Source organism: Psychrobacter sp. AOP30-A2-5, from assembly GCF_052378115.1.
Lineage (GTDB): Bacteria > Pseudomonadota > Gammaproteobacteria > Pseudomonadales > Moraxellaceae > Psychrobacter.
Genome location: NZ_JBQSXK010000027.1, coordinates 1 through 26,303, shown reverse-complemented (window position 1 = coordinate 26,303; position 26,303 = coordinate 1). Strand labels below are relative to the sequence as shown.

The following is a 26,303-nucleotide window of genomic DNA, read 5'->3' as shown; positions in this document are numbered from 1 at the left end:
GTATAGACGGGGTTAAAAACCCAACCTATAAAAGCTAAATCTTGCATCAGCTTATTCAATGAACCCTAAGCGGTCAGTTCTTGCCGCACGATTGCTGCGCCTGCACTTAACGCTTGCAGCTTACCTCGTGCCACTTGGCGCGATAGCGGTGCCATGCCGCAGTTAGTAGAAGGATACAGTTTATCCGCATCGACGAATTGCAAGGCTTTACGTAGTGTATTGGCCACTTCTTCAGGGGTTTCAATGGTATTGGTTGCCACATCAATGGCACCAATCATCACTTTTTTACCGCGGATCAATTCAATCAAATCCATGGGAACATGTGAGTTTTGACATTCTAAAGAGACAATATCAATATTCGACTGTTGCAATTTAGGGAATGCTTGCTCGTATTGACGCCACTCTGAACCCAATGTCTTTTTCCAATCGGTATTGGCTTTGATGCCATAGCCGTAGCAGATATGCACCGCCGTTTCACACTTTAGACCTTCAATGGCACGCTCTAACGTGGCAATACCCCAGTCGTTGACGTCATCAAAGAACACATTAAATGCAGGCTCATCGAATTGGATAATATCCACCCCAGCCGCTTCTAGTTCTCTGGCTTCTTGATTTAAGATTTTAGCAAATTCCCAAGCCAATTTTTCACGGCTTTTATAATGACCATCATACAAGGTATCAATCATGGTCATCGGACCAGGCAGTGCCCATTTGATTGGCTGATCGGTTTGTGCACGTAAAAACTTAGCATCATCAACAAATACAGGTTTTTGACGGCTTACCGCACCCACGACTGACGGCACACTGGCATCATAACGATTACGAATGCGCACGGTCTCGCGCTTCTCAAAATCGACGCCATCCAGATGTTCAATAAAGGTGGTCACAAAGTGCTGACGAGTTTGCTCGCCATCACTGACAATATCAATGCCTGCATGTACCTGTTCTTGCAATGTCAAACGCAGTGCGTCTTGTTTGGCTTCAAGCAGTTGCTCACCTTCTAATGCCCAAGGTGACCAGATTTTTTCAGGTTCGGCAAGCCAAGAAGGTTTCGGTAAGCTGCCAGCCGTTGACGTCGGTAATAACTTTTGTGTCGGTAATAATATTGTCATACGATTCATCTTCTTATTTATTGGTATTCTCATTTCAGCCAGATTGAGCATGTTTAGGCAGCGTATTCTTTATTCGCACATGCTTCTGCCGCGTGCTCATTTACATCATAGCTTGCTGCCCACTCATTAAGAATGGTTTGGTATGGCTTGATGAATTGCTCTTCGGTGAACTTACCTTGTGTCACGGCCATCTGACTACGCTCTGCGCGATCATAGACGATTTGCGTTAGGGAATAATCTTGGTACTTCAAACTCGGTTGATACACTTGACCGGCTGCCGAATTGGCATTATAAATTTCAGGTCGATAGATTTTTTGAAACGTCTCCATGGTACTAATCGCACTGACCAGCTCAAGATCGGTGTAATCGCTCAGCAAGTCACCCGCAAAATAAAACGCTAATGGTGCGGCGCTACCCGTAGGCATAAAGTAGCGAACGGTTAAGCCCATTTTGGAAAAGTACTCATCGGTTAGTGACCCTTTGTTCAAAGAACAGCCATCTTGTTTGTATTCAACGCCCAATACAGGGTGCTGATTGGTCGTACGTTGATAGGTTTTACTGGTGGAAACACTCAAGCAAATCACAGGCTTCTTGGTGAAATTAGCTTGGTAAGCTTCTGAATTTAATAAATACTGAAACAGTTTGCCATGTAAGTCACCGAAATCTACTGGCGGCGCAGATGATGGATGTTTATCGAAATGGTCTAATAAGACCACGCTAAAGTCATAATCGCGCACATAAGATGAGAAACTGTTGCCAATCATACCGTCAATACGGGTGTTTTCTTTATGATCCACAATCGTTGTTTGCAGCATCTCGATGATAGGGAAAGTATCGCCATTTCCTGCCACATCCATGTCGACAGAAATAATATCAACCTCAACAGAATAACGATCTGCGGTGGGATTATCCCAATGTGCCAATGCATTAAAACGATTATTGATCATTCTTAATGTTTTGCTTAAGTTCTCCTGACGATGCTCGCCACGCGCCAAATTCGCAAAGTTCGTCGTCAGACGCGTGCTATTTGCAGGATGATAGTTTTCATCAAAACGAATGCGCTTAATTGCACAACTAAATTCTTTACTCATGATAATCCGCTACCCTAATCTAATCTCATTATTTGAGATAAAACCAAATTTGTGTATGAGGTGAATCATACCTAAACTATTACATGAATAAAAACGATACTATTTAAATATAAAATGAATATAATTCATGTTAATGAAGTTATGGTATGACATGAGATTGGATAGCGGAGACTTTACGACTTACTCGATAGCATCATTCAGCAAAAAATAAGCCTGTAGAAAAATGAGCTACGCTAAAGAAAGCATAAAGAAAATTTCGATAAACTAACTAACGAATCTAAGGATTCTCTCATTAAAAAAGTCGAAACTTATTTTCTAAGTCTCAGCCCTTTTTTTTGATAATATAAATAGAAAATTACTTTCTATTGATTGTGTTAGCGCTTTGCAGCTTCAATCTGAATATTTAGCTGAACTTTTTCAGTAATACCTAATAATGTATATTTACTGATGCCCCATTTCGTTCGATCAATGGTCGTTGTGAAATCCCCACCGCAAACTGGCTTTTTCAATATTGGGTTTAGATAGCAATTAAACTTGGTAGCCGTCAGCGTAATGGGGTTAGTCTTGCCATGTAGTGTCAACATACCATCAACCTTGCTGACATTTGAGCCACTACCATCAGTCGTAAAATACCATTTGGTAGAATCAAATTGCGCCAGTGGAAACTGCTCAATATCGAAAAAATCTGCGCTTTTTAACGTAATATCAAATGCTGTATTGCCTGTATTTAGGCTATTCAGAGGAATTACTAGCGAGATATTACCGGTCTTAGCCGCTGGATCATAATCTAGCTGCCCAGTGATATTATAAAAGCCACCTGTGTTGGTAGAGGTATTAAAATGGTCAATAGCAAAGCGTACATTGGTATGAGTGGGATCAATATCGTAAGTCATCGCCTGACTGCTGGCGATACCTAACATGCTTAGGAATAAGGCTAGTAGCGGCTTCCGCGAGGACAGTATGACTGTCGAGAGGGACATTTGATTCATAGTAACATTCCTTTGCTGGATAAATGATAGAGCAATCACATCCTTTGTGATTGTGCTCTTATAACTACTCTCTTATATAATGACAACAAGCCCATACTTAATCAATAAATATAGGCTTGTCTATTTTAGACATAGCATTATCACTGCTAACGCTATGTGATAAGTATGATCAAATAAATCCTTTAAATCATACTTTACTATCTGTCGTTGTCTGCTCTTTGCCACTAGGTACGAGCCATTTAGCAAACCATCCTGACAAATCATCCATCAAAGTATAAACCACGGGAATTACCACAAGGCTTAATAACGTCGAAGTCACCAGACCACCCAATACCGCAGCGGCCATCGGACGACGGAAGGTTGGATCAGCATCACCCCAACCGAAGACTAAGGGCAACATCCCCGCGCCCATCGCAATGGTGGTCATAATAATAGGACGCGCCCGCTTGCGGCAAGCATCGATAATAGCCTCAAAACGCGCCAAACCTCGACGCTGTGCAATCAGTGCATAATCGACCAGTAAGATAGAATTTTTGGTAGCAATACCCATTAGCATAATAAAGCCGATCATCGATGGCATAGAAAGACTGCTATTGGTAATAACCAAGCCCACAAAAGCGCCGCCTATCGATAAAGGCAATGCCATCAAAATGGTAAAAGGCTGCAATATACGCCCAAACAATAGAATAAGTACGCCTAAAATACAAACCACACCGACCGACATCGCAATCACAAAACCGCTGAATAGCTCAGCCATGTTTTCTGCTTGACCTTGGTCAATAATGGTAATGGAAGGCGGTAGTTGTTGCATGGCAGGTACTGATTTAACCGCTTGTACCAAATCTCCAAGCTCGCCACTCGCAGGTTGCACCGTGATACTGATGGCGCGTTCCCGATCGAGCCTGCTAATCTGCGCAGGCCCAGTGCCAAAGTCCAATGACGCGACTTCACCCACACGTACACCCTGTCCTGCGGGTAACGAGCTCGGTACATATAGACCTTCTAATTGACTGACATTTTGTTTGGCAACATCTGGTAGACGAATGACGATAGGAATCTGCCGCGTATCCAAATTGAGCTTGGATAAACGCTGCTCATAGTCACCCACCGTCGCCACTCGTAACGTCGTAGCGATGTCTTGCGTGGTCACCCCTTTATCCGCCATCGCCAGTCTGTCTGGTGTCACCGTTAACTCTTGACGCGGCAAACTGCGGTCACTGGTCACGGAGCCAGCACTGGGCAGCCCTCGAATCTCTGACATGATTTGCTGAGCGGTTTGTTCAAGCAATTGCGGATTGGTGCTGGTCATAGAGAAGTTGTAACCACTCTCTCCACCACTCGACAAACCAACGGTAAAGCGCGCACCTGGGACTTCTGCCAACAAACTACTTATTTGACGTTCAATCTCTTGCTTAGAGCCGCGCTCTGCACGCGGTGCTAGCACGATATCTAGACCTGCTATATTTTCGGCTTTGCCACCACTAGAGTTTGAGTCCATGCTAGCCTGAGCCTCACCGACTGAGGTAAAAATATTGGTGACTTCAGACATTGCTAAAATACGTTCACTTGCCAGCGCAGCAACGCGCTCTGTGTCTTCCAGTGCAACGTCAGGTGTCAACTCAATCGCCACACGAGTTTGGTCAATGTCATTATCAGGAATAAACGACGTTGGTAGTAATTTGACAAGCATCAGTGATGCCACGAATAACACTAAAGTTGCACCCATCGTCAGCCAGCGATGATGCAGTGTCCATGCCACTATTTTGAGATACCAACCCATCAGCGCGCTTTGCTTCTCAACGTGTTTTTTCTCTGGTCGCAATATATACGCTGCCATCATCGGTGTGATAAGACGCGCGACCATCAAAGACGCAAAAATCGATAATGCAGCCGTCCAGCCAAACTGACGGAAAAACTGTCCAACGATACCGCCCATAAAGGCGGTGGGTAAAAACACGGCAATCAAAGTAAATGTGGTGGCGACTACTGCCAAGCCAATCTCGTCAGCCGCTTCCATCGCTGCTTCATACGGTGTCTTGCCCATGCGTAAATGCCGTATGATATTTTCGACCTCGACAATCGCATCATCGACCAATACACCGATCACTAACGATAATGCCAACAAAGATATAATATTGAGGCTAAAGCCAAATAAGTACATACCTAAAAAGGTGGGAATCACTGATAATGGCAAGGCGACAGCAGCAACTATCGTCGCCCGAATATTGCGCAAAAATAAGAATACGACGACGACTGCTAACAGACCACCTTCGATCAGCATCCGTAAAGAAGCTTGATAATCTTCAGCGATGGGCGTTGCCCGATCATAGACCTTTTCAATCGTGATATTACCTACATCGGCTGACAGCTTGGCAAGCTCTGCATCAACCAGCTCCATGACCTCGACTTCACTGGCACCACGCGAGCGGGTGATGTTAAATGCCACTACCGTTTGCCCGTCAAGCTTAGCAATAGAGCTTGGGTCAGCCGCGCCATCTGTGATTTGTGCCATACGTCCAAGCGCTTGCGTGCCGCCTGCTGGGATTGCCACTTGTAAATCATTGAGCTCACTTGCCCGCTCCACCGCACCAAGGACACGAATCGTCTGGGTGGTTTTGCCCACTTCTGCTTCACCACCAGAGCTGTCCTGCTGAATACCCGTGATTTGATTGGATAGTTGTGTGATAGAGAGCTTAAGACCACTCAAGGTAATCGGGTCAGCTGCGACGGTAATTTCACGCTGCAAACCACCAATACGGCTTACCGTACTGACACCCGGTATATCAGAAAGACGCTTGGTGACCGTATCATCGACGAACCAAGACAAGTCTTCCACATTCATGTTTTCAGCAGCCACAGAATAAGTGACAACGGGGAATCCTGCGGTTGAAACTTTAGTAATAATAGGGTCATTGGCAGCGGCAGGCAAATCGCCGCGTACCTCGCCTACTGCCGAGCGCACATCATCGACCGCTTCTTGAATATCCTTTTCTAACACAAACTCTGTGACCATGGTGGCAGCACCCGTTTGTAACGTGGTGCGAATATGCTTGATACCCTCAATACTGGTGAGCTTGTTTTCTATCTTTTTTGCGATGTCGTTTTCGAGCTGTGATGGCGCGGCACCCGGTAAAGTCACCGTGACCACGACTGCAGGTAAGTCAATATCAGGAAACTGCTGCACCTTCATTTTCATAAAGCCATAAATACCGCCTAACGTCAGTAGTATGAATAGCAAAATGGCAACTAAAGGATTTTTTATCGAGTAAGCAGAAACATTTAAACTCATGGTTGTGCCTGCGCTGCTGTACTCGTTTGGCTAACACCATCAACGATACGCACCAAATCTCCATCATTTAAAAAGCTGCCGCCTTGTTTGACAATTTGACTGTCACTAGGCAATGGCTCTAGCACTGCCACGTTTTCGCCAAGTCGCTCGCCCAATGTCACTCGTTGTTGCTTGATACGACCCATGGTCTGACCATTTTGAGTCGTCACATTGGTTACTAGCATCACATAATCATAGCCATCGTTGCTGACGATAGCGCTATTGGGCACCGTTTGCGTACTGGCACTGCCTAATAGGAACTCACCCGTTTGATACATACCCGCGCGTACTTTTGCATTGGCTGCCAAGCTCGCATAGATGGTAATCTGCCGGTTGTTGTCCGCCGTTGGTGCTATGCGGCTCACTTTCCCCATTACCGTATCACCATCTGGTAAGCTCACCCGTACTGGTGTTCCGACACTGACTTCACCGACAAGCTTGGGATCAATATCTGCACGCCATTCCAAAATACCACCTTTAATGATAGTAAATAATGGCTCGCCACCAGCAACCATACCGACCTCCGCCATTTTCTCGCTGATGACACCGCTGACTGGTGCGACCACTGTTGCATTATCTACACTCAAGCGCTGAGTGCTCAGACGCGCTTTGGAGGCTTGTAGCGCAGCCTGTGCTTGAAGTTTTGCAGTGCGATAGCGATCGGCTTCTTGTTTACTAATGGCATCAATATCTATCAATGGCAATACACGAGCAGCATCAGCGCTGGCATTGGCAAGCGTCGCTTCTGCTTCGGCAACATCTGCCTCTGCTTGCAAGACTTGCTGCTCCATAGCATCGGTATCAAATATCGCCAATACTTGACCCGCTTTGACGCGATCACCTTCTTCGACCAATATACGTTCGATAGCCACGCCATTGACTTTAGCACTGACATTCGCCGTATCTTTGGCATCAATGGTGCCATCAGCACTGAGTGTGTTACCAATATCATCTTGGCTTGGGCTAACCGTCTCTACTGATAACACCGCCTGCTCAGTACTTGTAGCGCTTGCAGTGGCACCATCACTTGAAGTACGACTAGAAACTGGCGATTCATCGGTCGCGGCTTTATCACTTCCGCCCCAATACTTTCCAAGTAGCACACCAATGATAAGCACGGCTGCCAATACGGGTAACAACCATAATGGTAATTTTGAAGCGGTTTTTTTAGACAATGTATCAGACTGGCGATACGGTGGTAGCTCAGATGGTTGAGGTGGTTCAATGTTGGTTTCTTGCTCGCTAGTCAGTGCTTGCTTATTATTAGGGTGTTCAAAATCACTCATAGTCGGTCTCTATAAATAAGCACGGTACTAACGCCGTAAAAGATATAAGGGAAACAAAATGATGCAGGCAGAGCTTGTCAAAATAGTCTTTTATCATTGTAGACTATCTCGTCATTGGGTCAATTGTGTTAAGTATCTACATAGTCAAGTGTTGATAGTAATCAAGACATAACAATCAAGATATAGTAAGACATTGAACTTAATAAAGGTATTAGTAGCAAAGATTATCAGGTGAACGATAAGTAAAGACAAAAGACAGCGTATTCCTAGTTCATTGCATAAGTCTTCTTCACACAAAATCCCTTGCTTAAAACTTATTCAGCCAATGAAAAAATGACCAAATATGCTGTCATATTGAATGCATTAAGATACGACCATTATAGTTGGAACAATCACTCGTAAAAATTAATGATACATACGCCCTACAGTTTAGACTTGTATTTATGGGGTAATTTGTCATTATTAAGATAACTCTACTAATAAAGAAATCCATCATGGCTAATAAATCAGACGTAAAGAAGCTTAAACAAGAAATTAAAGATACCAAAGCAAAAATTAAGCAGAAAAAGAAAGACCTCAAAGATCTTAAGAAGTCATTGAAAAAGTCGAAAAAAGCCAAATAGCTTTGTTTCCAGATGATGGCTCTACGTCAAAAAACAGAAGAGGATAGCGTTGGCTGTCCTCTTTTTTACCATTAATTTAGCCATTTTCAGCCCATTTAGACGATAATCGATTGAATTGAGGATACGCCTTAGGCATTGGTATAACGACTTGCCTCAGGCATCCAGCGGTGAATCAGTTGGCTGACATCTGCCTTGCGCGTAGGATCTGCAATTAAATGTTTGGCTAAACGCTGAGCAATGGCAAACAGCTGCTCGTCACGTATCAGATCAGCCAAATAATAACCGACGTTACCCGTTTGACGTTTGCCTAATAACTCACCGGGACCACGCAATTCCAAATCTTTTTGGGCAATGACAAAACCATCAGTGCTATCACGCAGGACCTTTAAGCGCTCTGTACCTGTCTCTGATAATGGCTTTTGGTATAACAGTACGCAATAGCTTTTGGTTGAGCCACGCCCGACTCGCCCGCGCAGCTGATGTAATTGCGATAGACCTAATCTTTCGGCATTTTCGATAACCATTAACGACGCATTAGGGACATCGACCCCGACTTCAATGACCGTTGTGGCAATCAACAAGTCCAAATTGCCAGCTTTAAATTCTTGCATGATGGCTTGTTTGTCAACGGATTTCATCTTGCCATGGACAAGACCAATGCGAATATTCAAGCGCTCATTTAAGTCCTCATAAGTGGCTTCAGCAGCTTGCGCATCCAGCACACTAGACGCTTCGACCAACGAGCAAACCCAGTACGCTTGTCTACCCGCTTCACAATTAACCGCAATACGTTCGATCACCTCATCGCGTCGATTACGGTCAATGGTCACCGTAGTAATTGGCGTACGCCCCGGTGGCAATTCATCGATAATCGAGGTATCCATATCACCGTAAACGCTCATTGCGAGCGTGCGCGGAATCGGGGTAGCGGTCATAATCAGCTGATGCGGCGTGCTATTGGCCACCCCTTTATTGGTTAGTGCCATACGCTGCTCAACACCAAAGCGATGCTGTTCATCGATAATAACTAAGCCCAATTTGGCAAACTGCACCTGCTCTTGAAATAATGCATGAGTCCCGACGACCACTTGCACCGCGTTTTCTGCGACTGCTTCCAACGCTTCGCGGCGCTGCTTTGCCGTTTGTTTCCCAGCAAGCCAGCCGACACCGATACCTAACGGCTCAAACCATTGCTTAAAGTTAAACAAATGCTGCTCTGCTAAAATTTCTGTGGGTGCCATTACCGCCACTTGCCAGCCACTATCAAGCGCATAACCCGCCGCACCCGCTGCGATCAGAGTCTTGCCCGCGCCAACATCACCTTGCACCAACCGCAGCATTGGGATGGACGTTGCCATATCAGCCGTAATATCTTTCATGACTCGTTGCTGTGCACCCGTTAAATCAAATGGCAATGCGGCAAACAACTTATCAGCCAATGGACTTTGAGTGGCACATTTGGGTGCTTTATGCTGATGCAGTTGCTGACGACGATATAACAAGCTGAGCTGATGGGCGGTTAATTCTTCAATAATTAAACGCTGGCATGCTGCATGAGTACGGGCACTTAACTGGGTGAGTAGCTGATATTGTCGTCCTGCGTCAGTATAAGTCGGCGGCGTATGCAGTAATACTAAGGCTTCAAATATCGTCAGATTATAGACGTTGTTATTAACTGTTCTAGTAGCGACTGTATGGATATCACTGTTTGTATTATTATTGGCATCATAGACATTGGCTTTATTGACACTACTAACGCTATGACCAGTCGTATTATCTGGCACACTACGCGCCAGTGTCGAGAATATATCTTCTGGATACTCTGCCTCTGTTATTACTGTCTTCGTCGGTTCAAAAGGCGCTAATGGCAAGTCAGCCACGACTGCAAAATCTGTAGGAGTAAACAGCGTCATTGGTAAGCCTTCACTACGAACCGTCTGTAATGCCAGCTTAATTAAGGTGCGCAGCTTATTTTGATGTAAACCATTAACACTTGGATAAATGGGCTGCAAACCGGTATTTACTACCGTCTCATTACTACTGATAATTTGATATTCAGGATGGTGGATTTGCTTACCATAACGGCTCACTTTGACTTCGCCAAATAATTGCAGCTGTGTCCCTAAGCTCATGGTTTGTGCAAGGCCACGATAAACCTTAAAAAACCGTAGCGATATGGTGCCCGTATCATCATCTACCACGACCGTCATACCGCTGCGCTTGGTGTCAACGTGTACCACACGCCCAGTAATTAACGCAGACTGCCCGTGCCCCACCTCTGCTATAGACAGCAGTCGGCTACGATCTTCATAATCACGTGGCAGATGCAGCAATAAATCAAATATTCGTTTAATATTCAATTGTGCCAACTGTTCTGCGAATTTTAATCCCACACCCGCCAGCGCCGTCACTGGCATATCTAGCGCTGAGAGTGGCAGCTCAGACCCAAAGTGCTCTGTTGGGCTAGTTAAAGAAGCGTTCACTGATACTGACATCAAAGATCCTAACGATATTATTTTTAGTTTTCATATACTCATTCAAGTATTTTCAATATACCGTATATGATGACAGTTTTTATAAAACAGCTGTCATCAACAGGACACATCAAAACACCGACTCATTTCATTATAGCTGACAATACAATTGCTTATGCTCAGCTATTTAGTAATACTGCGTCAAAAAGCCTGAAAGTCAAACGGCTCATTTGTATCATATCAATAACTGATGTCTTATTTTCCGTATTATCGTCATTTTATAAGGTGTTTTTATGTTCGCTCCTGCCCAGTACCGACAACCTCTTAATAGTCTAAGAGTGCGACATAGTATGAGAGTGCTATGCACCAGCTTAATTGCCGTACTCGGATTATCTATTAGCGCTTGTAGCTCTCTAACGCCAGCGCAGCCGTTACCTGAAACACCAAAAATAGCGCCACTTAATGTGGCGTTAGTCTTGGGCGGCGGCGGTGCCAAAGGCTTCGCCCATGTTGGGGTGATTAAAGCACTAGAAGCAAATGGTATTAAGCCCACGCTCATCGTTGGCACCAGCGTCGGTAGCTTGGTTGGTAGCCTATATGCGAGCGGTTACACACCAGTACAACTTGAGCAACTGGCACTGACCACTACAGATAGCGAATTGACAGATTTTGTCTTATCCAACCAAGGTGTCATCGAGGGTATCAAACTCAAGAACTTTATCAACGATAAAGTCGATGGACGAGTAATAGAGGATTTCCCTATCCGCTTTGCAGCAGTCGCGGCGGAGAAGCATACTTTGAAAAAAGCCATTTTTACCACTGGTGATGCAGGGCTTGCCGTTCAAGCGTCCTGTAGCGTACCGAATATTTTTATTGCACCGCGTATCCCCGAAAAGGTCGGTAAAAAATATATCGATGGTGGCGTGGTCAGCCTAGTACCTGTCGATAGCGCCCGTGATTTGGGCGCTGATATTGTTATTGCCGTTGATGTGACAGACACTGGTATTAACAATCCTAGCGGTGTCTCTACACTTGATAAAAAATTAAACCTCAACGGATTAAGCAATTTTTGGGGATTTTTGGAGAGTAATGTCGTAGCCTCGCCAAGCGCCAATCGTGCCTCATCGATGCAGCGTGAACGAGATCGTGCTGATGTGCTGATTACGCCTGCGGTCAGTCATATCAGCTCACTAGATACCAGCCAGCGCCGTGCTCTCATAGCTGCAGGCTCGCAAGCCACTACCGCACAGATGGCTGCCATCAAGCAATTAATCAAAGAAAAATCTAACCAGAAATACGCGACGCTTTAAGCGCCTTGCAACGGCGTACCAAAATTTCTTGTTAACAACCCATAAAAAAGCACCACAGCAACGAGCCGTGATGCTTTTTGTGATTAAACGAATATTAAGCCGGTATTAAATAAATCACACTGATAAAATACTTAATACTAAATGACTGACTTATTTCACACGTGCACGGTATTTAACCACTACGGTGTCATTAAGGCCAACACCCTCTAAATCCCAGCGTACCGCTTTATAATATTTTAATGGAATTTCTTGCAGTTGGTTATCCACTTTTCCACGTAATGGCATACGGGCAAAAGTATGGCCGTCTGCACTGCCGTATGGAAATTCAGGTGATACTGTACGCAATAACTCTACCTGCTCAGGGATACTCATCGTCACGGTCATTTTTCGGACGCGATCTGCATTGGTATTGGTAAAATAGCCTTGGTACTCCAAGACATTACCTGATTGCAGGCGCGTACTAGCATTCACCGGAGCCAAAACCTCTTGACCATTTGCATCAACGCTAATCAATGACGCGGTAATTTTACTATTGACGGCCTGTGCACTCGAGTTGCTGCTTTTAGTAGCATTGGTCTGTACAGCTGCCGAACTATCAACGGCTTGTTCTGGCGTCGGTAGCATTGCCGAGGCTTGCGTCACTACCATCGCACCGATGAGCGTACCAGCCACAACGTGGAATAAGCGATGTCCGCTCCAAGCACTAAATGGGCTAGCAAATTGGTTACTTTTTTTCATGGTTTTCATTATCCCTGGTTAATATGTCGGTAAAACGCAGCTGGTAAAATTTGAATGACTTTTGGTGTATATTGAATCGTTGATAGGCAGCGCAATTTAGACGAAATATATCCACTTATAAGAAACATGCTATAAGAAACATAACTCATTATAAATGGTCGACTGTTATAGTATTGGCAGACCTAGTATCGCTGCTGATTGTAGTGACAGCTAATGGCAAGCGCTGCTGGCGTCTATGCTGCTGGCGTCTATATTGTCATAGCTGGTAAGCTTATCGTATAAAGTTTTTATTTTTATTGATTATCTTCGTTCATCGCCTGTAAAGCAATAGCGCTTAGCATAGCAAAAAGTGTTTGTACGTACACTAACCCCGTGTTGAGGTTGTGTATATCGTCCATCAGTGATAAAAATTGATTGATACTACTGAAATAAAAGATAGCTCATAACGGCGTTTTTTGCTATGGTAATTCTTTAGCGATAGGCATTTTTTGCTACGCCCCTTTTCTTATTCTCACTACTATTGCCCTTATTATGACTACTAGCGCCATGCCCCAAATTAACCCTGAATATGTCCATTGGTTCCGTAACTCTGCCCCCTACATCAATACCCATCGCGGCAAAACGTTCGTGATTATGTTTGGTGGTGAGGCGGTCAATCATCCAAATTTCAGCACCCTTATTCATGATTTTGCGCTACTGCATAGCTTAGGTATCAAGCTGGTATTGGTACATGGAGCGCGACCGCAAATCGAAAAGAACTTAAAAGATGCTGACATTACCTCCCCACTGCATCAAGACATTCGAATTACACCGCGCGTGGCGATGCCTGCTATTTTACAAGCGGTAGGCGCTATTCGCCTGCAACTCGAAGCACAGCTGTCGATGGGACTGGCCAATTCACCTATGTATGGTTCACGCATCGATGCCATTTCAGGCAATTTTGTGACCGCACGTCCTTACGGTATTCGTGATGGTATCGATTACCAAATGACTGGCGAAGTGCGCTCTATCGATGTTGAAGCCATCAAAAACAACCTGCTACACGACCATATTGTGATTTTAGGCTCAATGGGTTATTCAGCGACTGGTGAAGTCTTTAATTTGTTGGCTGAAGACGTGGCGCTCAGTGCGGCTGTGGCACTGGGTGCTGATAAGCTTATCTTCTTGGGCGAAGAAGCAGGCATCAATGACGATGATCGCTTACTAAGGGAGATGATTCCTAATGAAGTCGATCGCTTCTTACGTGATCGTGATTTAAATTGCGAGATCAATTATTTCTTAAATTGCGCCAGTTTGGCTTGCCGCCAAGGCGTCCATCGCACCCATATTATCTCGTACGCCAAAGACGGTGCCTTATTAGAAGAGTTATTTACTCGTGATGGCTCTGGCACTCTTATCAGCCATGACCCTTACGAAGAGATTCGTCGTGCCAATATTGACGATGTGGTCGGACTGATTGAGCTATTATCACCGCTAGAAGAGCAAGGCATATTAGTCAGCCGCTCACGCGAACGCTTAGAGCAAGAGATTGATAATTATAGTGTCATCGAGCGTGATGGTATGATTTTGGGCTGCGCGGCGCTATATCCATTGGATGCAGAATCAGCAGAAGTTGCCTGTGTCGCCGTACATCCCGATTATCGTAGCGGTAGTCGCGGTGCAGACTTACTGGCATTTTTAGAGCAACAAGCGCGCAGTCATGGTCTGCACAAGTTGTTTGTGTTGACAACACGGACGGCACATTGGTTCGTCGAGCAAGGCTTTGCCGAAGTCGAGGCCAGCGCGTTACCTGCATCGCGTCAAGAAAAATACCATAATGGTCGTAATTCTAAAGTCTTTCAAAAAACTCTTTAGATGCTCAATCTCTAGTCATAAAAAAGCCCTCATAATATTATGAGGGCTTTTTTATGATTTTATTTTTTAACACTGTTAACTAGGGTGTGTACTAAGTATTATTTTACTTTTAATAGCTCAACCGTAAAGATAAGCGTGCTGTTAGGCTCGATACCTGCGTTACCCGCTTCACCATAAGCAATATCTGATGGGATATAAAACTCGTATTTACCACCCTCTTTCATCAGCTGTAGACCTTCTGTCCAGCCAGCGATGACTTGGTTCAACGGGAACTCAATTGGCTCACCGCGCTCATAAGAGCTATCAAATACTGTGCCATCGATTAACTTACCTTCGTAGTTTACTTCAACCACGTCAGTCGCTTTTGGTGATTTACCCGTACCTGCGGTGATAACTTTGTACTGTAAGCCAGAAGCCGTTTCTTTGACGCCTTCTTTTTTAGCGTTTTCTGCTAAGAATGCAGCGCCTTTGGTTTTGTTTTCTCCAGCTTTTGTTTCCATGTCTTTAACGAACTTTTCTTCTTGCTCTTTTTGATAAGTCGTCAATACTTCCTGCATTTGTTCTTGGGTCAATGCTGATTCGTTGCCTTCATAACCATCACGGAAGCCTTTTTCAAAGGTATCAAGATTCAGGTCACCGACCGCTTCTTTGTTACCTTCAGCCATCATGAAGCCTAAGCTATAACCTACTTTTTCATTTGCTGAGCTTTGCTCGGTGATTGAAACACTTTTTGCAGCTGTCTCTTGGTTACCGTTATTTGTGCTACAGCCTGTTACCAACAACATAGCACTAGCAAGTGCACCAACGCTTAAAGTAGTGATTTTTTTCATAAAGTACTCTCAAATTGTAAGGATAGTGGCGAGATGTCACATGTTCCTATAATAACAAATCTTAGTTTTAGGAACCATGTTTGCCGTCAAATTATCGGGCGAATGTACAGTCTATGTTAATATTTCTCATCATAATAACAAGTTATCACACAAATACAGTAACACGTTAAGCTTTCTATCTTTAAATCCACTAATACATCAGCTAAGCTAAATTAGTTAAGGTGATAAGTAACCGAGTGTACGTCTTTATCATGGATGATTAACATTGGCAGTAAGGTAATCAACACGAGGGAAACCAACGTTTTTTGATAAGGTTTTTTGATAAGGTTACCTAATCAAAAATTATAATATCACCGCATAACTTATTTTAAAAATACTATTAATTATAACCATCTATGTATTGGTTTCGCTCAACACTAGCTGTACTGATGATATTGTTGAGTGGCTTTCGTATGATGATTAAAGGAGGATAAGATGAATCCAATGTACACATCTTTTAACGGTTATCTTGGTGGGCCTATCGGCTCTATTATTGGTGCTATTTTAATATTTATTATTGGTTGGCTAGTGGCACTGGGTATCGCAGCACTGGTTCGTAATGTATTATCTAGAGTCAATCTGAACCAACGCATGAACTCTTCAACGGGTAAGACCTACGATTTAGAAGGTATTATCTCTAAGATTGTATTTTGGTTCATCTTTATCATCGCGATTTCTGGGGCGCTGAATCAATTGAATTTGAACTCAATCTCGACACCGTTTGCAAATATGGTCAATCAAGTCCTAGCATTTATCCCTAATCTTATCGGCGCTATCGCTGTGGGTATTATTGGTTGGGTCTTGGCTACTGTTGCACGCACAGCTATCAACGCGGCATTGGCGAAAACGTCAATGGATGAGCGTTTAAGTGCTCAAGCAGGTGTAAAACCGATGAGTAGCACGATTGCCGATATGGTTTATTGGTTCATCTTGTTGGTTGTTTTAACGATGGTATTGGGGAAATTAGAGCTTGATGGTTTATTTGCTCCATTGACTAACATGGTTGATAAAATCTTTAGCTTTATTCCTAACATCCTCATTGCAGGTGTTGTCTTTGTCGTCGGTTATATCATTGCCAAAGTGGTACGCGGCATTGTGACTAATCTTGTTTCTACTTTTAATGTTCAAGAATTGGCTACAAAAGCAGGTTTAAGCGAAAAAAATAGCTTACCTAATATCGCTGGTTCATTGGCATTTTTAGTAGTGATCATTCCAACTATTATTGCTGCATTAAATGCATTAAAAATTGAAGTGATTGCTCGTCCTGCGACAAACATGCTGAACAAAATCATGGAAGCATTGCCAAACATCTTTATGGCAGTTGCAATTTTAGTCGTGACCTTCTATGTGGTACGCATGGTTGCCAATATCATCAAAGGTTTGATCGAAAACACTGAGATTAACCAATTGCCTGCGAAAGTTGGTTTACAAGAAACGATGGGCGACAAGAGAGTCTCTGACCTTGTTGGTTATGCGATTATCTTCTTTGCAATGTTATTTGCCTCAATTGCCGCCGCTGACTTACTAGGTTTTGAGCCTATCTCAGCCATTATCGCCATGTTTATTGCGTTTGGTGCCAACATTATCTTGGGCGCAATTATCCTATTTATTGGCTTCTGGCTTGCCAATATCATTGCAGGTGTCGTTGAGCGTTCTGAGCAAGGCTCACAATTCTTAGCAAACATCGTCCGTGTACTAATCATGGGTTTAGTACTTGCCATGGGTCTAAAAGCGATGGGTATTGCTGATTCTATCGTTAACCTAGCCTTTGGTCTAACACTAGGTGCCGTAGCAGTAGCCTTTGCCCTTTCATTTGGTCTTGGTGGTCAAGAAGCCGCTGCCCGTTTCCTACGTAAAATGCAGGATAAAATGGACAAAGAACGTGAAGAAGCTAAAGCGAAATCTGCTCTTCATACTAGCTCAAGTACACAAGAAAAAGTTGCTGACTCAGTTCGAGAGAACACTCCTGCTGCTTCAGGTACAATGACTAGTGACTTCCCTACTAGCACTGTCGATACCAACAATCTTAGTACGGGTCATGTAGATATCACTCATGTTGAAACAAGTGATGACGATATCGACACTGGTTCAAATCTAGCGCCAAGTAATAAAGGCTTTACTGATATTGATAATAACGACTTAAAATAAGTCATCGTTAACGATTTAATTTGAAAAAAAGACAGCCTAGGCTGTCTTTTTTTATGGCGTAAATTTAGTTTCTATGAAAATCTCGCTACAAAACATCGCTACAAAATCATACTCAGGACTTGGTCTTCCGTGCAGGTATATTCAAATTTAATTGCATTCGCACTGACTCATTGTTACTTGCTCATAAGTTATTTTTCGTTTGCTTTTTATGCTGTTGGTTTAAGCGCTGTAGTTGCTTGGTCAGCTGCCGCTCACGCTGGGTCATCGGATCAACCGGTTGAATCCATAAATCGATATCAATAAAGGTGTCATTAGACTCGTCAATAAAATCAATGCCCAACACAATTACATGATGCAGCTCGGTTATTGGCAGGCGGCTCGCAACATCCTGTGCAATCTTTGCTAAGTTTGGCTGAATAGCCTGTTTACTGTGCTGGCTCTCAACATCTTGCCCATAGAAGATCAATACATAATGCCGTCCCAAGCTCTCATAAGAGTGCTGATGGACGACATAACCTTCTTTTTGCAGACCATGTGCTTGTTTAGGATGCCTATATAGAGTTCGAACCAGCTCATGGCGCGAAAATAAAGACTCGTCCAATAGCTGCTGTTGCCAATAACAGCGTTTTATTCCTAGTGTCTCTTTATCAGCATTGTCTAGTACTTCTTCATCGAGCATCTCTATCATTTGGGTGCTTAGCTGCGACCACAGAGCTGCCGCTTGCACCATATGCTGATGATACATCTGCGCAGTCGTGCTTTTGTTTTTGTAGGCAAGTGTCATAGCGACTAATGCAGGATTGGGCTCATCTTGCACCTCGTACTTGATGAGTGCATTATCTACTGCGATAGCATCCGTAAATAAAGTCGGGCTATGTAAAAACTGAGTGACTAGATCTGCTTCTGATTCAAAGCTAATGACATGATTACTGGCTGAAGACTGTAATTGCCCTAAACGATAATGCAAAAATCGCCATAACTCGCATGGTGCTTGTAGGCTTACTAATATCGCCTGCCAGTCATGCCAGCTAAAAACTTGTAGCTGCTGCATACTGTCGCTCATATCCACAACCAAATCTTCCATAAAATAGCGGACACCAAAACCATGAGTGAGCCGTTTTAGAAGTTGTCGTTGCTGGTTATTTATCTTAATTTTATTGATTTCTTCAGCTTTATCGGTGAGCTGAATATCAAAAACTAAAACATTATGGCTCATGTTGGCGTTATTTTTATGCTGAGTGAGATATGTCTTGTGCCATATGAGCGCGGCCTTTACTACCGCCACACGCGCAGCTTCAATATCGACCAGACTACTTTTAGCAGGCAAATACAATATGAGCTCAAGTAATGATAGGTTACCCAGTGGCAATTGATAGTGATACTGCTGAGCACGGTAATACGCGTCATATTTATGCTCAAGATGCTGCATATTGGTCAAAGCAATATCTACAGCCTCTTTCTGCAAATAGCAGGTCAACTCATTAACAAGACAATCATTATCAGATAGGGTAATAGATGAGTCAGACACAGTGTTAACCTTTTATTATCGAATGGACGCGTTGTATGGTAAGTTGCTATTGATGAGCATAACACTAGAGCATGTTGAATATTCGCAAATGTTTTTGCTATAACGACAGGCTACCAACGAAAAACTTAACAAAATAAGCCTTATTAAATGCAGTCGCTTTTAGGGCAATGAGTTGTTATGATAATAGCAAAGTAGCATGATTTGCAGTCAAACTTATCGCTTATGGGCTGCCTTTGATTACATTTTTTAGAGTCATTTATTAAAATTATTTAATGACCATCATATAATAAAAAGGATTGAACGTTATGAAGCGCTTTAAAGAAAAAACTGTCATTATAACAGGTGCAGATTCTGATATTGGTCGTGCAACGGCGCTTAGATTTGCACAAGAAGGGGCGAACTGTATAATCGTTGGTATTAATAACGATATTTTAGAATACATCTACGAGGAGCTGCCACAGGATCATACATGGATCAATACAGGTAACCACCTTACCGTAACCAGTGATATTAATGATCTGACCCAAACGGCAAGATTAATAGAGCATGTACGCGATAAATATAAACATATTGATGTGATGGTCAATATAGATACTGCGGTTGGCATTCATCAGTCAGTTATTCCAGAACTGATAAAAACACAAGGCAATATCGTTAATGTGTCAACGCTAACGGAGATATCAGCAGACTGGAATATAGAGACCTATAAAGCTAGACAAAAGAATTTGACTGATGTTACAAAGAAGCTGGCATTAGAGAATATACCAAATAATGTACGTATTAATGCCGTATCTGCTGGATTGGTGGCAACGGATATCAGTCCAAATCCATTTATTACCCACTCTCCACTAGGGAAGACAGCGACACCGTTTGATGTAACCGCCGCTGTGATGTTTTTAGCCAGTGATGACGCTGCCATCATTACTGGTATGAATTTACCTGTCGATGGTGGGGTGAGTACGTTCAACAGCTAACTCAATGCTTAGTTTTTTAGCCATTCTTAAAACTCATCACCGCAAACAAAAGACCCCCTGACATTAATCAGTCAGGGGGTCTTAATATAATACAGATACTCATAACTCATTTAAAAACTTTATTCAGCTGAATGATTGATATCTTGTAATGGTTGAGATAAGCGCTCGGGATGTCTTGGTATCACCCCTTTATACTGAGCATAAATTTTTGGTAAATCCGCTTCGATATCACCACTAGGATAAACTAACGACATAAAGCGTATTTCTTTGGTTTTGTAATCCATCGCTACCGGCAAAATAGGTACACCAGCGCCCACTGCTAAATAATAGAAACCTGATTTCCAAGTTTCAGTATATTGACGAGTGCCTTCTGGTGCTAAACCCAAAAATAGTGGCTTACCTGTTTTGAACTTATCAATACTTGCTTGCAGCACTGAGCCTTTATCACTACGATCAATGGGAATCACCCCTATCCAGCTTAATAGCTGAGCAAATACGGGCACTTTAAATAACGTATGCTTACCCATAATACTGATTTTCAAATCTAGGGCAAATAAACTGGGTATCGCATAAACCCCGTCGATATTCGAAGTATGCGGCAGCGCTAAAACTACAGCTTGTGAAATATTTGGAATCTCTCCAACCGTACGCCAACCCGCAGCTTTTAGCATAGCTGAGGCAATCACTGGCGCAATTTTATTACCGCGTTTCGGAACTAAAATACCCAGCTGCTTTCTACTAAGCTTGGGCAATATTTTAGAGTTTACAGACTGAGAAGCAGCAGCTTTTGAGCGATTAAATAACTTTGATGTCATGACGGCACCACATAATAAAAGATACCTACATAATAACATTAAGCTTATACAACTAAATTGAATTTTATAGGCTTTTATTGCTTGCCAGCTTACCGGTTTATAAACTTATATAAATATATAGCTATTGATGGACATATCCATCGAGCCCATTAGGATATGTCAGCCAAATTGCCTTTATTCTCAAGCCAAACCTTGCGATCAGCAGCACGTTTTTTAGCCAACAGCATATCCATCACGCTATTAGTCAACACCATGTCATCCATATCTAGCTGAACTAAACGCCGAGTATCACGGTTCATGGTCGTCTCACGTAACTGCTCTGCACTCATTTCACCCAAGCCTTTAAAACGGGTAATCTGCGCTTTTTTATTGCCCGGCACATTGGCCAAAATATGCTGAAGCTCAGGCTCATCTAACGCATAATGCACCTCTTTGCCCACGTCTACTCGATATAACGGCGGCATGGCGACAAATAAATGACCCGCATCCACTAGCGCAGGGAAATGCTTCACAAATAAGGCGCAAATCAGCGTGGCGATATGCAGACCATCAGAATCCGCATCCGCTAAGATACATACCTTGTCATACCGCAGCTCAGACAAATCGTCAGATGCCGGATCGACACCGATAGCAATAGCGATATCATGAATCTCTTGGCTCGATAACACCGTATCAGAAGACACTTCCCACGTATTTAAAATCTTACCACGCAGCGGTAAAATCGCCTGATAATGACGGTCACGTGCTTGCTTGGCGCTACCACCCGCAGAATCCCCTTCTACTAAAAACAGCTCAGCACCATCACGCAAATCACCACGACAGTCTGCCAACTTACCCGGCAATGCAGGACCTTGCGTGATTTTCTTACGGGCGACTTTTTTGGCAGACTTGAGACGACGTCCAGCTTTATTAATCGCCAGCTCTGCGATTTGAGTACCCATATCGGCATGCTGATTTAACCACAGACTAAAGGCATCTTTTGCCAACGTCTGTACTGCCCCAGCAGCTTCACGACTAGACAGACGCTCCTTGGTTTGCCCAGAGAACTGCGGTTCAGAAAATTTAAGCGACAGAATATAGTTCACCCCATCCCAGACATCTTCTGCCGTTAGCTTGACACTACGCGGCAGCAAATTATGAATATCGCAAAACTCACGCAATGCCTCTAATATACCAGTGCGCAGACCATTGACGTGCGTACCGCCCTGAGCCGTAGGGATAAGGTTCACATAACTTTCTTGAATCGGCGTGCCACCATCAGGCAACCAAGACAAGGCAAAGGTAATAGCAGCACGTTCGCCCGCTTTTGCATCGTAATTATAATAAAACGGTGCTTCAGGTAAGGTTTCTAAACCATCCAACTGTTCGCTTAGATATTCGACCACTCCGTCAGTAAACTGCCAAACCACCTTTTCATTATTAATATCATCGACAAATTCAATCGTCAATCCAGCGGCCAATACTGCTTTGGCTTTTAGATTGTGCTTGAGCTGTTTTACATTAAATTTAGGCGTATCAAAAAAGCGACCATCTGCCCAAAAATGTACTCTGGTACCACGTTTGCGTTTGTTTGAGCTGATTGCTTCAGTCAACGGCGTAACTGGTGCGCCATTTTCAAACGCCATATCAAACTGTGTACTATCACGCCATACCGTCACCTCAACACGTGTTGATAACGCATTGACGACAGAGATACCCACACCATGCAGACCGCCTGACACTTCATAATTAGAAGTCGAAAACTTCCCACCGGCATGCAAACGAGTTAAAATCAGCTCAATACCCGATTGATTAAATTCAGGATGAATATCAGTCGGCATACCACGCCCATCATCTTCGACAGACAACGAGCCATCACTATGCAGTTGCACCTTGATGGTTTTAGCATAACCCGCCAACGCTTCATCAACTGAGTTGTCGATAACCTCTTGCGCCAAATGATTGGGGCGCGTGGTATCGGTATACATACCTGGACGACGACGTACTGGCTCAAGCCCTTCTAAAACTTCTAACGATTGCGCATTATATTGACTCACAAATGCATCCTTAACGATTCATGTCTGATTAATTCTATTCAACCATTATAACCAAAAATAGCGACGTTAAGGTTAATAGTCCATCGCTCACGTCATATAATGTCGCCTGTTTGTAGTGGTCAACTAATTTAGGCTCGTACTAAATCTTGTAGCATATTTATCACCATCGGCAACTGCTCACCAAAGTCACTAAACCGATGATCGCCACCCGCTTGTAAAATAACCGTACTCCCTTGCTGTTGATAAAAGGCTTTAGACAATTCAGGATTTAATAACTCATCGCCTTCTTTGATAAATACAGCAATTTTTTTAGGATAATGAATTTCTGATAACTGATGATCTGCAAACCATTGCAAATCCGCAGAAGTAATATCCCAACCGCCAGTGGTCGTATAGAGAATTTGATTCTTTGGCAATTCATCTTCGCCTTGACCTTCATTACTATCGTTATTTAGCAGTAAGTCATGAGCAAAGCGCTGTAATGTCACATGTGGCTGAGTACTAGGATTTAATAGTAAAGCCGCACAGCCTGTATGATTGCTCACCAAGGTAGGAAAATAGCCACCCAATGAGCTACCAACGAATACAACTTTTGAGTCGCTGCCCCATTCCTCAACTAGACTTATCAGTTTATCAAACACGTCTTGTGGCGATTTATTCAAATCGGGACGCAGTACATTGATATCAGGATGATGATGCTGGCAGTATTTTTCTAATAGCATTCCCTTGGTAGAGTTCGCATCACTGTCCAGTCCATGGATATAAATCAAGTTCACGTATCATCTCACTTATTAATTTTGTTATGATTATCTTATATAGGCTAGTGACGCTAAGCATAGCACCCGCCAAACAAAAATAATAACAATAAAACGGCACACCATTAGTCAGTATTTGCGACATAATAATATTGTCATAATAGTTTTATGCAAGTCAAAGGAATGACGATAATAGCAATGGAGTCGCCATGAACCAACAGTTTGAGCTGTTTGAGATTGCCAATCCATGTATTGGTCTTTGCCAAAGCAATAAAAAAGGCTATTGCTTCGGTTGCCTGCGTAGTCGTCCTGAGCGCCAACGATGGCATGATATGACGACAGAACAACAGCGCGATGTGCTAAGGCTTATCGCAGGACGTAAGCTGCGTATAGAGCAAATGAGAGATCGTAAAGACGAGCAGTTAGGATTTGATTTTGAAGAAGTGGTTGAGACTGGTGAGTTGTTTTAAAGTTATACATATTACGGTTTAAATTCAAAATAATATGATGCTTTTTAGATAGTTTTACAATACAAGCGGAACAATATTCCAAGCAAGATTGTGTTTTTGCTCATAGCAATCATAGATTAATAAATCTGTTCTTGTATCAGCAGGAAGTTCTATTTTTGGTATGTAATATGTTGATGGATCACTTGCGATAAGACTAATTTTAAAATGCTGATTAATTAAAGAAGATAATGTATTGTTATTATTAAGCAGGCTAAATGGACTAAACCTTGCGCAAAACATAGCTATATTAGCTGAAACTGCATCTAAAACATTTTCTAATGTTGCTTCGTTAAATGAAGAATTGCGATCGTGTTTCGTCTTATTGTAAGAGTCATACCATTTTAAGGATTTTGTAGGTTGAGATACATCCCATTGAGAAAATGGTATAAAATTCCGTAGATCATCATAATTTTTGAAAGTAATTTGAAATTCATTCAAGCGAGCTTTAGACAATAATTTTACATAATCGTTTGTGGTAAACATTCGATTATTTTGAGGTGATATTCCTGAGTTTTTGAAAATCGATACCCATGAGTTTTCTACCTCTGTACATGCCAAAATAAGTAGCTCTCTGGATTTATGTCCGTAAGATTTTAATCCATTTTGATCTGGTTCAATGTACAGTAACAAATCATCTAATTTTTCTATCAATACCCTCAATGCTTGCTCGGCTGAACGTTGTTCAAAAGCATTGATTTTCAAAGCGTCATGGATGTCCTGTATATAATATAAGGATGGCCTCCAAACGTTTTCTATAGAACTACCAATGGGTAATTGTAATGGTTTTACATCTTGAGCCCCAAATACTCTAATTACCCAATCACGCAAACTACCGCTTTTACCTTCAATTGCGGTCAAACCGACAGAAATAACATTGAAATCATAATTTTTACCGTAAATATGAACGAAATGTGAGTCTGTTTCGTAGGCATAACCTAGAGCATTTCTTTCATGCAAATTATCTATCCATCTAGGTATATTAGTTTGCGTATTTCTATAATAAATTCCGTTCAATTTTCCCTCTCACTCTATATGTACCATCATAATGTAAAAAATAACTATTAAAGAAACTATTTATAACTGATTAAAAAAGTATCTATTAACGTAGTTTTTCTAAGCATTCAGCCACTGATTCCAATTTAATTTTGACCATCCACCTAAAGGATTTAATGGTTTTAGAGGTTGAAGTAGATTTAAAGGTTTCAGTGGACGAAGTGGTTGTAACGGCTTTAACGGCCTCAAAGGAGTAAATGGTTTTAAAGCACCACTTGGAGTAGTCCCATCAAGCCATAAAACAGGCTTACCATTGCGATCAAGTAGCGAACCTCTATTAAATGGACCTAACCACTGCAATGAATTCGACGCAAAGAAATTACCGTCGCTTAAGAAAGCAACTCAATGTAAGTTTAAATCAAAAACATCTTCTCCATCGAACCAACCTGATAGCTCTGCATATTGATCAAATATTGGCGTCATAAGTTTTCCTATACATGTTTAGGATTATTTTATGAATTTGGAATTAATTGTAAAGTTTATTAATCCTATAGGAGAAGTTATACCATATATAATCCTACACTTGTTGATAATATATTAAATGAGAATTGTTGAGGATGTTATTAGTAACAAAAAAAGTCCCCAACGTTTATTCGTTGGGGGCTCCATCTATAATAGATAACTGACGATGACCTACTCTCACATAGCCAGAGCCACATCACCATTGGCGCTACGATATTTTACTTCTGAGTTCAGGAAAGGATCATACAACTCCATCACGCTATCGAATACGGACTGATGCAGGTGTTGCGCCAAATACTTCATTCATAGATTGGTATACCCATAGGTTGGTAAAGGAGACTTTAAGATA

At 42.6% G+C, this 26,303-nt stretch carries 19 protein-coding genes and 1 pseudogene; 6 read left to right on the top strand and 14 right to left on the bottom strand.

Annotated features, from left to right (window positions below; all coding sequences use genetic code 11):
• Nucleotides 1-65: 65 nt before the first annotated feature.
• From ACT3S4_RS13245 to ACT3S4_RS13225, 5 genes are all read right to left on the bottom strand, one after another.
• Nucleotides 66-1,112, bottom strand: a complete 1,047-nt coding sequence (locus ACT3S4_RS13245; protein ID WP_045445767.1) for a methionine synthase — start codon at nucleotides 1,110-1,112, stop codon at nucleotides 66-68.
• Nucleotides 1,113-1,165: 53 nt separating this feature from the next.
• Nucleotides 1,166-2,203 carry a DUF1852 domain-containing protein gene (locus ACT3S4_RS13240; RefSeq protein ID WP_087815068.1) on the bottom strand — a complete coding sequence of 346 codons (1,038 nt, stop codon included), beginning with the start codon at nucleotides 2,201-2,203 and terminating at the stop codon, nucleotides 1,166-1,168.
• A 374-nt stretch (nucleotides 2,204-2,577) separates the two neighbouring features.
• Nucleotides 2,578-3,192, bottom strand: a complete 615-nt coding sequence (locus tag ACT3S4_RS13235) for a YceI family protein (RefSeq protein WP_109592036.1) — start codon at nucleotides 3,190-3,192, stop codon at nucleotides 2,578-2,580.
• Between the two features lie 187 nt (nucleotides 3,193-3,379).
• Entirely contained in the window at nucleotides 3,380-6,481 is a 3,102-nt protein-coding gene (locus ACT3S4_RS13230) for an efflux RND transporter permease subunit (RefSeq protein ID WP_444761217.1), read from the bottom strand.
• On the bottom strand, nucleotides 6,478-7,806 hold the full coding sequence (locus ACT3S4_RS13225) for an efflux RND transporter periplasmic adaptor subunit (RefSeq protein ID WP_201560588.1): 1,329 nt from the start codon (nucleotides 7,804-7,806) through the stop codon (nucleotides 6,478-6,480). Before ACT3S4_RS13225 ends, ACT3S4_RS13230 begins: the two co-directional genes overlap by 4 nt.
• A 494-nt stretch (nucleotides 7,807-8,300) precedes the next feature.
• On the opposite strand from ACT3S4_RS13225, the gene ACT3S4_RS13220 reads away from it, so the two are divergent.
• Nucleotides 8,301-8,429: a hypothetical protein gene (locus tag ACT3S4_RS13220; protein WP_265088293.1), complete on the top strand. Its 129-nt coding sequence runs from the start codon at nucleotides 8,301-8,303 to the stop codon at nucleotides 8,427-8,429.
• Between the two features lie 128 nt (nucleotides 8,430-8,557).
• On the opposite strand, the gene recG is transcribed toward ACT3S4_RS13220, so the two are convergent.
• Nucleotides 8,558-10,924 (bottom strand): ATP-dependent DNA helicase RecG, encoded by a 2,367-nt coding sequence (gene recG, locus ACT3S4_RS13215; RefSeq protein ID WP_444761216.1) that lies wholly within the window; start codon nucleotides 10,922-10,924, stop codon nucleotides 8,558-8,560.
• 272 nt (nucleotides 10,925-11,196) lie between these two features.
• Here recG and ACT3S4_RS13210 point away from each other — a divergent pair, with 272 nt between their 5' ends.
• Nucleotides 11,197-12,213, top strand: coding sequence for a patatin-like phospholipase family protein (locus tag ACT3S4_RS13210; protein WP_322872471.1), 1,017 nt, complete (start codon nucleotides 11,197-11,199; stop codon nucleotides 12,211-12,213).
• A gap of 150 nt (nucleotides 12,214-12,363) precedes the next feature.
• Here ACT3S4_RS13210 and ACT3S4_RS13205 read toward each other — a convergent pair whose 3' ends face one another.
• Nucleotides 12,364-12,951, bottom strand: coding sequence for a hypothetical protein (locus ACT3S4_RS13205; protein WP_201560587.1), 588 nt, complete (start codon nucleotides 12,949-12,951; stop codon nucleotides 12,364-12,366).
• Between the two features lie 531 nt (nucleotides 12,952-13,482).
• Here ACT3S4_RS13205 and argA point away from each other — a divergent pair.
• On the top strand, nucleotides 13,483-14,805 hold the full coding sequence (argA, locus tag ACT3S4_RS13200; protein ID WP_055125407.1) for an amino-acid N-acetyltransferase: 1,323 nt from the start codon (nucleotides 13,483-13,485) through the stop codon (nucleotides 14,803-14,805).
• A 98-nt stretch (nucleotides 14,806-14,903) separates the two neighbouring features.
• Here argA and ACT3S4_RS13195 read toward each other — a convergent pair whose 3' ends face one another.
• The gene (locus ACT3S4_RS13195) at nucleotides 14,904-15,635 is read right to left on the bottom strand and encodes an FKBP-type peptidyl-prolyl cis-trans isomerase (RefSeq protein ID WP_055125408.1); all 732 of its coding nucleotides are present in this window, start codon (nucleotides 15,633-15,635) and stop codon (nucleotides 14,904-14,906) included.
• A gap of 474 nt (nucleotides 15,636-16,109) precedes the next feature.
• Here ACT3S4_RS13195 and ACT3S4_RS13190 point away from each other — a divergent pair, with 474 nt between their 5' ends.
• On the top strand, nucleotides 16,110-17,822 hold the full coding sequence (locus ACT3S4_RS13190) for a mechanosensitive ion channel (RefSeq protein WP_109592046.1): 1,713 nt from the start codon (nucleotides 16,110-16,112) through the stop codon (nucleotides 17,820-17,822).
• Nucleotides 17,823-18,003: 181 nt separating this feature from the next.
• On the opposite strand, the gene ACT3S4_RS13185 is transcribed toward ACT3S4_RS13190, so the two are convergent.
• Complete coding sequence (locus ACT3S4_RS13185) at nucleotides 18,004-19,350, bottom strand: hypothetical protein (RefSeq protein ID WP_109592048.1); 1,347 nt, start codon at nucleotides 19,348-19,350, stop codon at nucleotides 18,004-18,006.
• Between the two features lie 305 nt (nucleotides 19,351-19,655).
• Here ACT3S4_RS13185 and ACT3S4_RS13180 point away from each other — a divergent pair, with 305 nt between their 5' ends.
• Nucleotides 19,656-20,324, top strand: coding sequence for an SDR family NAD(P)-dependent oxidoreductase (locus ACT3S4_RS13180; protein ID WP_109592050.1), 669 nt, complete (start codon nucleotides 19,656-19,658; stop codon nucleotides 20,322-20,324).
• Between the two features lie 119 nt (nucleotides 20,325-20,443).
• Here ACT3S4_RS13180 and ACT3S4_RS13175 read toward each other — a convergent pair whose 3' ends face one another.
• The 3 genes from ACT3S4_RS13175 to ACT3S4_RS13165 all read right to left on the bottom strand — a co-directional run bounded on the left by ACT3S4_RS13175 (nucleotide 20,444) and on the right by ACT3S4_RS13165 (nucleotide 23,951).
• Nucleotides 20,444-21,139, bottom strand: a complete 696-nt coding sequence (locus ACT3S4_RS13175) for a lysophospholipid acyltransferase family protein (RefSeq protein WP_227676014.1) — start codon at nucleotides 21,137-21,139, stop codon at nucleotides 20,444-20,446.
• Between the two features lie 149 nt (nucleotides 21,140-21,288).
• Nucleotides 21,289-23,175: a DNA topoisomerase IV subunit B gene (gene parE, locus ACT3S4_RS13170; RefSeq protein WP_201555228.1), complete on the bottom strand. Its 1,887-nt coding sequence runs from the start codon at nucleotides 23,173-23,175 to the stop codon at nucleotides 21,289-21,291.
• A gap of 128 nt (nucleotides 23,176-23,303) precedes the next feature.
• Entirely contained in the window at nucleotides 23,304-23,951 is a 648-nt protein-coding gene (locus tag ACT3S4_RS13165; protein WP_109592056.1) for a YqiA/YcfP family alpha/beta fold hydrolase, read from the bottom strand.
• 188 nt (nucleotides 23,952-24,139) lie between these two features.
• Between ACT3S4_RS13165 and ACT3S4_RS13160 the strand changes: the two genes are divergently transcribed.
• Nucleotides 24,140-24,400 carry a DUF1289 domain-containing protein gene (locus ACT3S4_RS13160; protein ID WP_109592058.1) on the top strand — a complete coding sequence of 87 codons (261 nt, stop codon included), beginning with the start codon at nucleotides 24,140-24,142 and terminating at the stop codon, nucleotides 24,398-24,400.
• A 54-nt stretch (nucleotides 24,401-24,454) separates the two neighbouring features.
• On the opposite strand, the gene ACT3S4_RS13155 is transcribed toward ACT3S4_RS13160, so the two are convergent.
• Together ACT3S4_RS13155 and ACT3S4_RS13150 are read right to left on the bottom strand one after the other, a co-directional pair.
• Nucleotides 24,455-25,453, bottom strand: coding sequence for a hypothetical protein (locus ACT3S4_RS13155; protein WP_109592060.1), 999 nt, complete (start codon nucleotides 25,451-25,453; stop codon nucleotides 24,455-24,457).
• 99 nt (nucleotides 25,454-25,552) lie between these two features.
• Nucleotides 25,553-25,822, bottom strand: a pseudogene (locus ACT3S4_RS13150) (4-fold beta flower protein); the annotation flags it as partial.
• Between the last annotated feature and the right edge of the window lie 481 nt (nucleotides 25,823-26,303).

Excerpts from the sequence above, each read along its gene's own strand:
- ACT3S4_RS13245 (WP_045445767.1), bottom strand. The coding sequence starts at position 1,112 with ATGACAATATTATTACCGACACAAAAGTTATTACCGACGTCAACGGCT.
- ACT3S4_RS13240 (WP_087815068.1), bottom strand. The coding sequence starts at position 2,203 with ATGAGTAAAGAATTTAGTTGTGCAATTAAGCGCATTCGTTTTGATGAA.
- ACT3S4_RS13235 (WP_109592036.1), bottom strand. The coding sequence starts at position 3,192 with ATGAATCAAATGTCCCTCTCGACAGTCATACTGTCCTCGCGGAAGCCG.
- ACT3S4_RS13230 (WP_444761217.1), bottom strand. The coding sequence starts at position 6,481 with ATGAGTTTAAATGTTTCTGCTTACTCGATAAAAAATCCTTTAGTTGCC.
- ACT3S4_RS13225 (WP_201560588.1), bottom strand. The coding sequence starts at position 7,806 with ATGAGTGATTTTGAACACCCTAATAATAAGCAAGCACTGACTAGCGAG.
- ACT3S4_RS13220 (WP_265088293.1), top strand. The coding sequence starts at position 8,301 with ATGGCTAATAAATCAGACGTAAAGAAGCTTAAACAAGAAATTAAAGAT.
- recG (WP_444761216.1), bottom strand. The coding sequence starts at position 10,924 with ATGTCAGTATCAGTGAACGCTTCTTTAACTAGCCCAACAGAGCACTTT.
- ACT3S4_RS13210 (WP_322872471.1), top strand. The coding sequence starts at position 11,197 with ATGTTCGCTCCTGCCCAGTACCGACAACCTCTTAATAGTCTAAGAGTG.
- ACT3S4_RS13205 (WP_201560587.1), bottom strand. The coding sequence starts at position 12,951 with ATGAAAAAAAGTAACCAATTTGCTAGCCCATTTAGTGCTTGGAGCGGA.
- argA (WP_055125407.1), top strand. The coding sequence starts at position 13,483 with ATGACTACTAGCGCCATGCCCCAAATTAACCCTGAATATGTCCATTGG.
- ACT3S4_RS13195 (WP_055125408.1), bottom strand. The coding sequence starts at position 15,635 with ATGAAAAAAATCACTACTTTAAGCGTTGGTGCACTTGCTAGTGCTATG.
- ACT3S4_RS13190 (WP_109592046.1), top strand. The coding sequence starts at position 16,110 with ATGAATCCAATGTACACATCTTTTAACGGTTATCTTGGTGGGCCTATC.
- ACT3S4_RS13180 (WP_109592050.1), top strand. The coding sequence starts at position 19,656 with ATGAAGCGCTTTAAAGAAAAAACTGTCATTATAACAGGTGCAGATTCT.
- ACT3S4_RS13175 (WP_227676014.1), bottom strand. The coding sequence starts at position 21,139 with ATGACATCAAAGTTATTTAATCGCTCAAAAGCTGCTGCTTCTCAGTCT.
- ACT3S4_RS13160 (WP_109592058.1), top strand. The coding sequence starts at position 24,140 with ATGAACCAACAGTTTGAGCTGTTTGAGATTGCCAATCCATGTATTGGT.